Below are 12886 nucleotides of genomic sequence, written 5' to 3'. Positions count from 1 at the left end.
TCTCGATTTCGTTTTCGGCTAGAAAAATTAAACCGGTGTCTTTAACCCAAAAAATATCCGGGCCGTCACCACATCATCAGCGATTTGCTGCTTTAGCGCATCAAGCGAGGCAAAACGCTGTTCATTACGTATTTTTTTACGCAGCACCACTTCAATATGACGACCATACAGATCCATGGCCATATCCAGCAAGTGCACTTCAAGCTGCTGGCGTTTGTCTCCCGTTACCGTGGGACGCGAGCCAATATTGGCAACCCCCGGCAACGGCGCATCGCCCAGACCATATACACTGACAGCATAAACGCCGCTGACCGGCGACACCTGTCGTTTTAACGGTAAATTGGCGGTGGGAAAACCGATCGTCCGCCCCAACGCATTGCCATGCACCACCCGCCCGGAAATACTGTAGGGATGACCCAACAAGCTTTCCGCCCGCGTTAAATCATCCTGGCTGAGCGCTTCGCGAACAGCCGTGCTGCTCACCCGTTTTCCACCATTACAGAATGAGTCGGTACTGATGACCTCAAATCCTGCTTCAACCCCGGCACGTTGTAATAACAGGAAATCACCTTGCCGACCAGCGCCGAAACGAAAGTCATCGCCGACCACCAGAAACTTAACGCCCAGTTTTTCCACCAACAGTTTGGATACAAACGTTTGGGCATGGTTGGCGGCGAAGTCTGCATCAAACTTCACGCACAGCAGGTAATCCACTCCCGCCTTTGCCAGATAATTCACCTTATCACGCAGGCTGGTCAAACGCGCGGGCGCGCCAGAAGCGGAAAACAACTCCTGCGGCTGTGGTTCGAAAATCATCACCATAACGGGTAGGCGACGCGCCAGGCCTTCCTGCTTCAGGCGTTCCAGCAACATTTGATGTCCGCGGTGCACGCCGTCAAAATTACCAATAGTGAGCACACAACCATAATGGTGTGCCCGAAGATTGTGTATACCGCGAATTAGCTGCATGGCTGGCTCAGAACAAATTGGTTAATATAATGGAAATCGGCGGATTATACCTTGTACAGCGAGTAAGGTTAACCCGCGATTCAGCCTTTTGCTGCCGTGATTTCAGCTACTGGTGAATTTATGAAGTGAAAAGCTGTATTCCATCGCGTGAAGCTGTTAAAATCCTGCGCCATCACAACGTAACAAGCGTCGACGTACAAACGGCGCTTATTTGCACAAATCCATTGACAAACGAAGGCGAAAAGGGCATATTCCTCGGCCTTTGAATTGTCCTCGATAGAATATATTTGGGAGTTGGACCTTGGCTAATATCAAATCAGCTAAGAAACGCGCCGTACAGTCTGAAAAGCGCCGTAAGCATAACGCAAGCCGTCGCTCCATGATGCGTACTTTCATCAAGAAAGTATACGCGGCGATCGCTACTGGCGATAAAGAAGCGGCACAGAAAGCATTTAATGATATGCAACCGATCGTGGATCGTCAGGCTGGTAAAGGCCTGATCCACAAAAACAAAGCTGCACGTCATAAATCCAATCTGGTTGCGCGCATCAACGCCATGCAATAATCGCGTTTCGCGGATTGTATTGTTGTTAAAAAAACCGGCTCAGGCCGGTTTTTTTACGTCTTAAGTCCCGCTTGCCTGGTTAACGCTGGAGCACGGAATCCAGTGCGCGGTGCGATTTAGGTAATGTGCGGTGCAACACGATATACCCCAAAAACGCAGCCAACCCTGATGTAAGCAAGATCCCCAATTTCGCATAAGTAATAAATGCCGCATCGCTATTGGTAAACGCCAGCAGCGTGATAAAAATCGACATGGTAAAGCCAATACCGCACAACACCGACACCGCCATGAGTTGACCGAAGCTGACCCCGGCAGGTAATCGGGCATAGCCTGATTTGATGATCAACCAACTGCACAACGTGATACCCAATGGTTTACCAATCAGCAACCCTGCCGCGATCCCAAAAATCAGCGGTGAGAAAAGCTTCCCAGGCTCAATACCTTCCAGCACGATCCCGGCATTGGCAAAAGCAAAAAGCGGAATAATCAGGAAAGAAACCCAGACTTGCAGGCCATGCTCCAACGTTGTGGCTGGCGAATGCTGACCACCAGGCGCTCGCAAAGGAATAAAAAACCCGACAATCACCCCCGCCAACGTCGCATGTACGCCACATTTCAGAATACAGACCCACAAAACGATCCCTACCAGCAGATAAGCGGACGTTTTCATCACATTCTGCTTATTCATGTACCCCAACACGGCAACCGCCAATAATGCGCCAGCGAACGCAGGCCAGTATATCTGCTGGGTATAGAACAGCGCGATAATCAGGATGGCGCCCAGATCGTCGATAATAGCCAGCGCGAGTAAAAATACCTTTAATCCTGGGGGAACGCGCTTGCCTAATAAAATCAGGATACCCACGGCAAACGCGATATCGGTTGCCGCAGGGATCGCCCAGCCGGAACGGGTATCCGCATCGCTAAAGTTAAACAGCAGGAAGATCAACGCGGGAAACACCATGCCGCCGATAGCCGCCGCCAGCGGCAACAATGCCTGACTTCGGCTTGCCAGCGTGCCTTCCATCAACTCACGCTTCACTTCCAGGCCAATCATCAAAAAGAAAACCGCCATCAGCGCGTCATTAATCCACAGCAGCAGATTCTTTTTGATTTCCAACGCGCCGAATCGAATTTCCACCGGCATCGTCAAAAATTGCTGATAAGCCTCGGCACTGAAAGAAAAGTTAGCCAGTATCATCGCCAGCGCTGTCGCGCCAATCAGCATCAAACCTGCTGCGGCATCGAAGCCGGTAAAACGGCGCAGCATATTTATCATGTCATTCATTCTCAATTTAAAGGAACAGAGCAATACCGCGCCTTTTCTTCATCGTAGGTATTAGGTTACCCGACTTCATCGTTTGCTAAAAGTCGTTTAAATTTCCAAAAATCATGATAAAAACGAGCAATTAAACATTATTCATATCGGCTGAAAAGCGTAAAAAAACCGGCTGGCAGCAACGCAACCAACCGGTTTTCTGTTTTATTCACAACCAGACAGCCGCTCGCGGCTTAAATCAGATCATCAAAAAACTTCTTCACGCCGTCGAAAAAGCTTTTGGAACGCGGGCTGTTTCTTTCCCCAGACGGGCCGCCAAAACTTTCCTCAAGCTCTTGCAGCAACTGTTTTTGACGCTCGTTCAAGTTAACCGGCGTTTCCACCACTACCCGACACAACAAATCGCCCTGAGCGCCGCCGCGAACAGACTTCACGCCTTTACCACGCATACGGAACAGCTTTCCAGTCTGCGTTTCCGCCGGGACTTTCAGCTTCACGCGGCCATCCAACGTTGGCACCTCAATTTCCCCGCCCAATGCAGCCATGGCAAAATTGATCGGCACTTCACAATACAGATTGTTCTCTTCACGCTGGAAGATCGGGTGCGCCTTAACCTGTACCTGAACGTATAAGTCGCCTGCCGGCGCGCCGTGCTCCCCGGCCTCCCCTTCACCAGACAGACGGATGCGGTCACCCGTATCCACCCCGGCAGGGATTTTCACCGACAGCGTTTTGCTCTTCTCTACACGACCATGACCACGGCATTTAATGCACGGATCTTTAATGATCTTGCCGCGACCATGACAGTGCGGACAAGCCTGCTGCACCGTAAAGAAACCCTGACGCATCTGCACCTGGCCATTACCGTGACAAGTCGGACAGGTAACCGGCGAACTGCCCGGCTTAGAGCCGTTGCCGTGGCACACATCGCACTCTTCCAGCGTGGGAATGCGGATCTCTTTGCTGACGCCACGGACGGCCTCTTCCAGCGACAGTTCCATGTTATAACGTAAATCGGAACCACGGCTTGCGCGCTGGCGACGTCCGCCACCAAAGATATCGCCGAAAACGTCGCCAAAAATATCGCCAAAATCGGCGCCGCCGCCGCCAAAGCCGCCACCGCCGCCCATCCCACCCTGCTCGAACGCCGCATGACCATATTGGTCATAGGCCGCACGTTTCTGAGGGTCGGTAAGGATTTCGTAGGCTTCTTTAATCTCTTTGAATTTAGCTTCAGCCTCTTTATCACCTGGATTTCTATCCGGGTGATGCTTCATTGCCAGACGCTTGTACGCCTTCTTTATTTCGCGCTCATCGGCATCTTTAGAGACGCCTAAACTCTCGTAATAGTCTTGCTTCGCCATGCTTTTGTCCTGCCCTCAACATGCGTGCACGGGCGCAGAGTTTCCTCAACGCCCGTGCTGGTTGCCAGCGACAGTTTTATCCCATTATTTATCGGGTAGGTCACTGTCACTACGCCCGCTCAAAGGGCGATTACTTTTTATCTTTTACTTCTTCAAACTCAGCATCAACGACATCGTCATCTTTACGAGCGGAAGTATCGCCAGCCGCACCTTCGGCGCCAGCCTGAGCCTCCGGCTGAGACGCTTCCAGCAATTTACCGGAAACCTGAACCAGTGCCTGGATCTTGGCTTCGATATCTGCTTTGTCTTCACCTTTCAGCGAGCTTTCCAGTGCTTTCAAGGCGTCATCAATGGCCGTTTTGTCATCAGAAGCCAGTTTATCACCCACTTCTTCCAGTTGTTTACGCGTGCTGTGCAACAGGTGGTCACCCTGGTTACGCGTCTGCACCAGTTCTTCAAACTTACGATCTGATTCCGCGTTCGCTTCAGCATCGCGAACCATTTTCTGAATTTCGTCCTCATTCAGACCGGAAGACGCCTTAATGGTGATTTTCTGCTCACGACCGCTGTTTTTGTCTTTCGCGGAGACGTGCAGGATGCCATCGGCATCGATATCAAAGGTCACTTCGATCTGCGGCATGCCGCGCGGCGCAGGCTGAATGCCATCCAGGTTGAACTGGCCGAGAGATTTGTTGTCCTGCGCGCGTTTACGCTCCCCCTGCAACACATGAATGGTCACCGCCGCCTGGTTATCTTCCGCCGTCGAGAACACCTGACTATGTTTGGTCGGGATAGTGGTGTTTTTGGCGATCAGCGCTGTCATGACGCCACCCATGGTTTCGATCCCCAGAGACAGCGGGGTAACATCCAGCAGCAGCACGTCTTTCACATCACCAGACAGCACGCCGCCCTGAACCGCGGCGCCGATGGCAACCGCTTCATCCGGGTTCACGTCTTTACGTGGTTCTTTACCGAAGAAATCAGCAACTTTCTTCTGCACCAGCGGCATACGCGTCTGACCGCCCACCAGGATCACGTCCTGAATTTCAGACACAGACAGTCCTGCATCCTGCAGCGCAACTTTCAGCGGCTCAAGAGAACGGTTCACCAGATCTTCGACCAGTGATTCCAGTTTGGCGCGCGTTACTTTGATATTCAGGTGTTTCGGGCCGCTTGCATCCGCGGTAATGTACGGTAGATTGACGTCTGTCTGTTGTGCGGAAGAGAGTTCAATCTTGGCTTTTTCCGCAGCTTCTTTCAGACGTTGCATGGCCAGCGGATCATTGCGCAGATCAAAGCCCTGATCTTTCTTGAACTCATCAACCAGATAGTTGATCAAACGGCTATCGAAGTCTTCACCGCCCAAATGGGTATCGCCGTTGGTTGCCAACACTTCAAAGGTTTTTTCGCCATCGACTTCATCGATTTCGATGATGGAAATATCGAAAGTACCGCCGCCCAGGTCATATACGGCGATGGTGCGGTTACCCACTTCTTTATCCAAACCATACGCCAGCGCCGCCGCCGTCGGTTCGTTAATGATACGTTTTACTTCCAGGCCGGCGATGCGGCCCGCATCTTTGGTCGCCTGACGCTGAGCATCATTGAAGTAGGCCGGGACGGTGATCACCGCTTCGGTAACCGTTTCACCCAGATAGTCTTCCGCCGTTTTCTTCATTTTTTTCAGCACTTCGGCCGAAATCTGCGGCGGCGCCATTTTCTGGTCTTTCACTTCCAGCCAGGCATCGCCATTGTCAGCCGCAATAATTTTGTACGGCATAATATTGGTATCGCGCTGGACTTCTTCGTCCTTGAAACGACGGCCAATCAGACGCTTAATCGCAAACAGGGTATTTTTCGGGTTAGTCACCGCCTGACGTTTAGCCGGTTGGCCCACCAGAGTTTCACCATCTTGCGTATAAGCAATAATTGAAGGCGTCGTGCGATCGCCTTCGCTGTTTTCCAGTACTTTAACCTGCGTACCGTCCATAATCGCTACACAAGAGTTGGTTGTACCCAGGTCGATACCAATAATCTTACCCATCTAAACATCTCCACTAAAAAGTCATATTCGGTGTGGTAGTCCAACCTACTATGCGGGCGATATGCCGTTTTTCAACGTCATAACCTGATTTTTCTTTTGCGTTGCCGTCAATTTCAATCCAGCCACACAAATTCAATACCCGACATAAACCTTTCCGGTAAGGTCAAACTGTTTCGGTTGAAAATAAGATGGGGCCAACAATTCCATCATCAAGGGGGGGAGATGAAAAAAATTGGCTGTTAACCCCTGTGGGATCAAACTATTCTTTCTTCATCATGTTGTGTCCGTTCAGTGCGCCCGATATGATGCCGCGCCCGTCGCAAAAAAGGGAAATCCCTGGCGTTATGGCGGACAATAACACCTTAAACAACATCTATTTTTGATTATCTGTTATCGCAGAGGATTTATGCATACAAATACCTTGGCGAATCCCGGTCCGTTAGGACTGATGGGTTTCGGGATGACCACCGTTCTACTCAACTTGCACAACGCAGGCTTTTTCCCGCTTTCTTCCATTATTCTCAGCATGGGCATTTTTTACGGCGGTATTGCTCAGATTCTGGCGGGATTACTGGAATACAAAAAAGGAAACACCTTCGGCGTGACCGCATTCACCTCTTATGGCGCGTTCTGGCTAACGCTGGTCGCCATTATCATGTTGCCGAAAATGGGTCTGGCGGAAGCCAGCGATGCAAAGTTCCTGGGCGTATTCCTTGGGTTGTGGGGTGTTTTCACGCTGTTTATGTTCTTCGGTACATTGCGCGCCAACCGCGCATTGCAATTTGTATTTGCCAGCCTGACCGTGCTGTTTGCTTTGCTGGCCGTCGGCAACTTCACTGGTAACCATGCCATTCTGACCTTTGCGGGTTATGAAGGGATTATCTGCGGCGCAAGCGCGATTTATCTCGCTATGGCCGAAGTGCTGAACGAGCAATATGGTCGCACAGTTCTGCCGATTGGCGCTCGCGGCACGCACTGAGTGCCACCGCGATGCAATGAAGCCCGGTCAGCATGACCGGGCTTCATTGCTTTAACATACAATTTTAACGAACAATCCTAAATACTGACCGGCGAACGGGGTTTTTCTTGCCCGGCCAACTTGTTGCCCTGTTCGCTATTTAAATCACGATGTAAATAGATCCCCAACAACAGGCCGACACATGCCAGCGTCAGCACGTAATATGCCGGAGCCAGCGGCGTTATCTTCATAATCAACGTGACAAAGATCGGCGTTAAGCCGCCGAAAATCGCATAAGAAACGTTATAAGAAAATGATATGCCTGAAAAACGCACTTCCGCCGGGAACGCGCGCACCATGACATAAGGCACCGCGCCGACAACACCGACGCTCAAACCGACTATCGCGTAGCTGATAAACAGCAGAGTCGTGTTGCTCGCCGCCATGCTGTAGAAAAACCAACTACATACAGCCAACGACAAACTGCCCAGAATAAACAGCTTACCGGCGCCGAAACGGTCAACAAGCAGACCGGCGCCGATGCAGCCCGCCATCAGCATAATCGTCGCCAGACAATTTGCCTGTAATGCGAGCGCCGCAGAAATGCCATGAACTTTTTGCAGATATGTCGGCGCCATCAGGATCACAACCACAATACATGCGGATAGCATCCAGGTCAGCAACATGGAAACCACCACAGCCTTTCGGTGATCCATCACCACCGATTTCAGCGGCAACTCTTCAGCCAGTTTCTTATGGGCCTGCATTTCCATAAAGATCGGCGTTTCCTGTAACCAACGGCGTAAATACATTGCCACCAGCCCGAAGATCCCGCCAATAAAAAACGGCAAACGCCAGCCGCCGCCTGACATCTGTTCTGGCGTCAGCGCGGTATTAAGCAAAGTGGCGACCAGCGATCCCAATAGAATCCCCATGGTTAACCCTGCGGTCAGAGTTCCACAGGCAAAACCGATGCGTGAACGCGGAACATGCTCTGAGACAAACACCCAAGCCCCAGGCACTTCACCGCCAATCGCCGCGCCTTGCAGTACGCGCATCAACAACAGAAGCAGTGGCGCCGCAATGCCGATAACCTCATAGGTCGGCAGCATTCCCATCGCCAACGTGGGCAACGCCATTAACAAGATACTCAGACTGAACATCTTTTTACGCCCGACCAGATCGCCAAAGTGGGCCATGACGATGCCCCCCAGCGGACGAGCGAGATAACCCGCCGCGAAGATGCCAAACGTCTGAACCTGACGTAGCCACTCAGGAATATCCGCCGGGAAGAAAAGATCGCCGATGATGGCCGCGAAAAAAACGAAAATGATGAAGTCATAAAACTCCAGTGCGCCACCCAGCGCAGCCAGAGACAACGTCTTATAATCCTGCCGATTTAAGCGGCGATGCAGTGCATGAGAATGAAAATGTTCGTGAGCCATAAATTACCGTACAAGACAAGAATGAGAACAGTAAAACCGCGCTGCCTTATGTAAAGCTAAGGTTACTATACCGGCAAAATTATGCTACACCAGCAAAGCTGAATCTTATGTTTGAAATCGGCTAACTTCAGTTTTTTATTTCACGTACGGCATTTTTAGGCCGAAAAGCTGCTACCACCGCAGGATCAGTCTCAATATAAGGCCCCTCCAGTAACTGGATACAATAAGGTACACTGGCAAAAATTCCTGCCATCACTACCATGCCGTGCTCATCTTTCAATCCTTCCAACGTTTCTTTGATCGACTTGGGTTGCCCTGGAAGATTGAGAATCAACGCCTGCTTACGAATGACGCCAACCTGTCTCGATAAAATGGCGGTGGGGACAAATTGCAGACTAATCTGTCGCATTTGCTCCCCAAACCCTGGCATTTCACGATCGGCAATCGCCAGCGTTGCATCAGGCGTGACATCGCGACGGGCAGGTCCCGTGCCTCCCGTGGTTAACACCAGATGGCAGCCGCGTTCATCCACCAACTCACATAGCGTCTGTTCAATCAGTGCCTGTTCATCAGGCACCAGGCGGGTTTCAATTGCAAAAGGCGTGGTCAAGGCGCTGGATAACCATGCTTCCAGGGCAGGTATTCCTTTATCCTGATAAATACCGCTGGATGCCCGATCAGAAATGGATACCAGACCAATACATAATATGTTCATATAGACCTCCCTAAAAACCCATTGTTATCAGAATATTATCTGATTTGCGCACCTAAGCCACCATACTGATAAGAAATTTGCGTCAGTAATAGGGTTTTGCGGATCCTCTCACCTATTGACAAAATAATAGTGGATAAGATAGCGCCTCAAAAATGAAATAAGCGGCAGCAATCAATAACTCTCTGAAATAGAAAATAAAACAAATACGATGAATGCTCTTGCCAAAGTTAAACATCAATTCTGATGTTTATGAAATAAAACATCACGTAAGGAAAGGAAAAATAACGAAATAGGCTATGATTAACCATAACCTGAATTTAGATCATATGATAAAATCCTGTCGCCTCTGCCACACCTTGAGTAAGTAGAAGAAGCCATACCAAGGAAGTTTCATGATAAACAAAACTAAATACAAGATATTAAAGATATTTTCCCATCCAACCTCTGCTTTTTTCTTGTTTGGCACACTGGCTTTTTTCATCACCGTTGCTTTTATGCATGAATCAGATAAAAACACCTGGCGGATTGAAAAAAACAATCTTGATACCGTAATCAGAACCTATGCGTCTTATAACGCAGGGGCTGATGTTACAGATAGTGATGTTACCTACAAAACGGGTAACTATGTTTCCGCCCGTATCAGGACGTTTGCCTTTAATACCAGTGATACTCGTCGCGAATGTATTAACCGGCTGTCAGCAACAGAATTAAAATTTAATGATATGTCGATCCTCAGGACGTGTAAGAACAAATTGCCTTCTATCGGTGAATATGCGGGAAAGGATATATTAACCACCATCGTTCCTATTTTGTCGCCGACGGATAAACTGCTGGGCGTCCGTATCAGAACCACTTCGGAAGCGCCGCTGCCCTCTTTATTCGATACGTTTGGATCGTTGACCACCATTATCGGCATGATCAGTATCGTTCTGATTTCTGCTGTTTTAGGCAGTCTGCTTTCCGTATTAGTTAAAAAGTATCTGATCGAATTACCCATCATCGCCCGTTATGACGATCTAACAGGTTACCTGCGGCGAGACGCCTTCTTCATGGCGGCGAATAAGGTCCTGAGTATCTCCAGTTTCAGCAGACGTCCTGCTTGCGTGCTCATCATAGATATTGATCACTTCAAGAATGTTAATGATACCTATGGTCATAGCGCGGGTGATGATGCCTTGAAGTTTGTCGCCGATACGTTAAAAAAAGCATTTCGACGTGAAGATATTTTTGGGCGAATTGGCGGCGATGAGTTCGCGATCGTTTTACCCAATATTAGCCTGGACGATGCCTACGACGTCGCAGAACGGGCCAGAGCGCGGGTTAACGCCAGCAACTTTGATCCCTCAACAGGGGATAGCATTAAGCTGGCGGTCAGCATTGGGCTGGTTGAATATGATATTGGCGAAGAAGGTTTAACAGAAGTAATGAAACGCGCTGACGAAAATCTTTATATCGCCAAAAAAACCCGAAATATCGTAGCCAAATAACCCTGCTTGTATAATTTAAATATCAGGCGAGCCAACAAAAAATAGCCGCGCAGTACGTCGGCTATTTCAAGTTTCTGGCATGATTACAGTAAATCAGCAATCATTTTTTCAAGTTTCACCTGATCAACCGCAAACTTGCGGATGCCGTCAGCCAACTTATCAACGGCCATCGGATCCTGATTGTGCTGCCAGTAGAACTCTGCTTCCGTCATCTTCGCCGGACGTGCTTTCACCTCGCCGGTATAAGAAAGTTTACGAACCACCTCCCCTTCGCTTTCAGACAGTTCTTTCAGCAGCGGAGGAGCGATAGTCAGGCGGTCACAGCCCGCCAGTTCCAGAATTTCACCGACATTACGGAAGCTGGCGCCCATCACGACGGTTTCATAACCGTGTTCTTTGTAATAGCTGTAGATTTCACTAACAGAAACCACACCTGGATCTTCGCCTGGCGCAAACTCTTTTTTATCGCCGTTGGCTTTATACCAATCCAGAATACGACCAACAAACGGAGAGATCAGGAAAACGCCCGCCTCGGCACATGCTCGCGCCTGAGCGAAAGAGAACAACAACGTCAGGTTACAGTTGATCCCTTCTTTTTCAAGTTGCTCCGCCGCGCGGATCCCCTGCCAGGTCGAAGCCAGTTTGATCAGGATACGATCGTTGCTGATACCGGCATCGTTATACAGTTTGATCAGGTGCTTTGCTTTCGCGACACTGGCTTGCGTATCGTAAGACAGTCGGGCATCGACCTCCGTGGAAATACGACCAGGGATCAACTTTAAGATCTCAAGACCAATGTTCACCGCCAGTTTGTCGGTTGCATCCACTACTTGCTGCTCACGGTTGCCGCTCTGCGCACGAGCCCAGGCAATTGCCTCATCAATCAGTTGGCGATATTCAGGAATTTGAGCCGCATTCAGGATCAGGGAAGGGTTAGTCGTCGCGTCTTGCGGTTGATACAATTTCATGGCCGCGATGTCGCCGGTGTCAGCAACCACTGTCGTCAATTGGCGTAGGGAAGTCAGTTTATCCGTCATGTTGGCATTTCTCATTGTTAGTACATGAATGGTGTGTACGTGAATATTTAGAACATGAACTGGTAGCATCATGTTGTAGCCAGAATCTGATAATAACACGCGCATACTTCCGCGCAAGCCAGCCCCGGTTACCTCATTCCGATATCCTGATGATTGCCCTTTCCTGTTATAACCATCGCCGCTTTCTTGCCGGATATTTGCTACAGTAAAGCAACAAAATCAGACCTACAGGACATGGCGCATGCTGATAACCATTTCACCCGCAAAAACTCTTGATTACACCAGTCCTTTAGCCACGCAACGTTATACCCAGCCGGATCTGCTGGACTATTCCAGTCGGTTGATTGCGATTTGTAAAACGCTCACGCCTGCGGAAATCGCCTCGCTAATGGGTATCAGCGATAAACTGGCCGGGTTGAATGCCGCGCGCTTCAATGACTGGCGCCCTGACTTTACCCCCGATAATGCGCGTCAGGCTTTATTGGCGTTTAAAGGGGATGTCTATACCGGTCTGGCGGCAGAGGCGTTCAGCGAGGACGATTTTGATTTTGCCCAGCAACACTTACGCATGCTGTCCGGTTTATACGGCGTTCTGCGACCGCTGGATCTGATGCAGCCCTATCGATTGGAAATGGGCACCAAACTCGCCAATAAAGCGGGGAAAGATCTTTATCATTTCTGGGGTGATATCATCACCGAAAAACTGAATCAGGCGCTGAGCGAACAAGGCGACGACATTCTGATTAATCTGGCATCTGACGAATATTTCAAAGCGGTTCAGCCGAAGACGCTGCAAGCCACGCTGATCAAACCGATATTTTTAGATCAGAAGAATGGCAAATTTAAAGTCATCAGCTTCTACGCCAAGAAAGCGCGTGGATTGATGAGCCGCTTTATTATTCAGAATCGTCTGACGCAACCAGAGCAATTAAAAGACTTTGATCTGGAAGGTTACTTTTTCGCACCGGCGGAATCATCGGCTGACGAACTGGTATTTAAACGCCACGAACAATAAAGCGCATC

The 12886-nt window shown here is 49.7% G+C and carries 11 protein-coding genes; 4 read left to right on the top strand and 7 right to left on the bottom strand.

What is annotated here, in order from left to right; translation table 11 throughout:
- Window positions 1-27 precede the first annotated feature (27 nt).
- A complete protein-coding gene (ribF, locus tag NC856_RS05745; RefSeq protein WP_264089475.1) occupies window positions 28-969 on the bottom strand; it encodes a bifunctional riboflavin kinase/FAD synthetase in 942 nt (313 codons plus the stop codon).
- Window positions 970-1270: 301 nt separating this feature from the next.
- Here ribF and rpsT point away from each other — a divergent pair, with 301 nt between their 5' ends.
- Window positions 1271-1534 (top strand): 30S ribosomal protein S20, encoded by a 264-nt coding sequence (gene rpsT, locus NC856_RS05740; RefSeq protein WP_010681770.1) that lies wholly within the window; start codon window positions 1271-1273, stop codon window positions 1532-1534.
- 79 nt (window positions 1535-1613) lie between these two features.
- Here rpsT and nhaA read toward each other — a convergent pair whose 3' ends face one another.
- The 3 genes from nhaA to dnaK form a co-directional block, all read right to left on the bottom strand.
- Entirely contained in the window at window positions 1614-2813 is a 1200-nt protein-coding gene (nhaA, locus tag NC856_RS05735) for a Na+/H+ antiporter NhaA (RefSeq protein ID WP_264089474.1), read from the bottom strand.
- 233 nt (window positions 2814-3046) lie between these two features.
- Window positions 3047-4177, bottom strand: a complete 1131-nt coding sequence (dnaJ, locus tag NC856_RS05730) for a molecular chaperone DnaJ (protein ID WP_264089473.1) — start codon at window positions 4175-4177, stop codon at window positions 3047-3049.
- Window positions 4178-4307: 130 nt separating this feature from the next.
- Window positions 4308-6221 carry a molecular chaperone DnaK gene (dnaK, locus tag NC856_RS05725; RefSeq protein ID WP_264089472.1) on the bottom strand — a complete coding sequence of 638 codons (1914 nt, stop codon included), beginning with the start codon at window positions 6219-6221 and terminating at the stop codon, window positions 4308-4310.
- 406 nt (window positions 6222-6627) lie between these two features.
- Here dnaK and satP point away from each other — a divergent pair, with 406 nt between their 5' ends.
- Complete coding sequence (gene satP, locus NC856_RS05720) at window positions 6628-7200, top strand: acetate uptake transporter (protein ID WP_264089471.1); 573 nt, start codon at window positions 6628-6630, stop codon at window positions 7198-7200.
- Window positions 7201-7277: 77 nt separating this feature from the next.
- Here the strand turns inward: satP and NC856_RS05715 are convergent, their stop codons facing one another.
- Together NC856_RS05715 and mog are read right to left on the bottom strand one after the other, a co-directional pair.
- On the bottom strand, window positions 7278-8624 hold the full coding sequence (locus NC856_RS05715) for an MFS transporter (protein ID WP_264089470.1): 1347 nt from the start codon (window positions 8622-8624) through the stop codon (window positions 7278-7280).
- Window positions 8625-8751: 127 nt separating this feature from the next.
- On the bottom strand, window positions 8752-9339 hold the full coding sequence (mog, locus tag NC856_RS05710) for a molybdopterin adenylyltransferase (RefSeq protein WP_264089469.1): 588 nt from the start codon (window positions 9337-9339) through the stop codon (window positions 8752-8754).
- A gap of 392 nt (window positions 9340-9731) precedes the next feature.
- On the opposite strand from mog, the gene NC856_RS05705 reads away from it, so the two are divergent.
- Complete coding sequence (locus NC856_RS05705) at window positions 9732-10826, top strand: GGDEF domain-containing protein (protein WP_264089468.1); 1095 nt, start codon at window positions 9732-9734, stop codon at window positions 10824-10826.
- 83 nt (window positions 10827-10909) lie between these two features.
- On the opposite strand, the gene tal is transcribed toward NC856_RS05705, so the two are convergent.
- Window positions 10910-11863 (bottom strand): transaldolase, encoded by a 954-nt coding sequence (gene tal, locus NC856_RS05700; protein WP_264089467.1) that lies wholly within the window; start codon window positions 11861-11863, stop codon window positions 10910-10912.
- Window positions 11864-12104: 241 nt separating this feature from the next.
- On the opposite strand from tal, the gene yaaA reads away from it, so the two are divergent.
- Window positions 12105-12878, top strand: coding sequence for a peroxide stress protein YaaA (gene yaaA / locus NC856_RS05695; protein WP_264089466.1), 774 nt, complete (start codon window positions 12105-12107; stop codon window positions 12876-12878).
- Window positions 12879-12886 lie beyond the last annotated feature (8 nt).

Source organism: Brenneria izbisi (assembly GCF_025840185.1).
In the GTDB taxonomy this organism is placed as follows: domain Bacteria; phylum Pseudomonadota; class Gammaproteobacteria; order Enterobacterales; family Enterobacteriaceae; genus Brenneria; species Brenneria izbisi.
The sequence above is the reverse complement of the archived record's forward strand: the minus strand, read 5'-3'. Positions and strand labels throughout refer to the sequence as shown.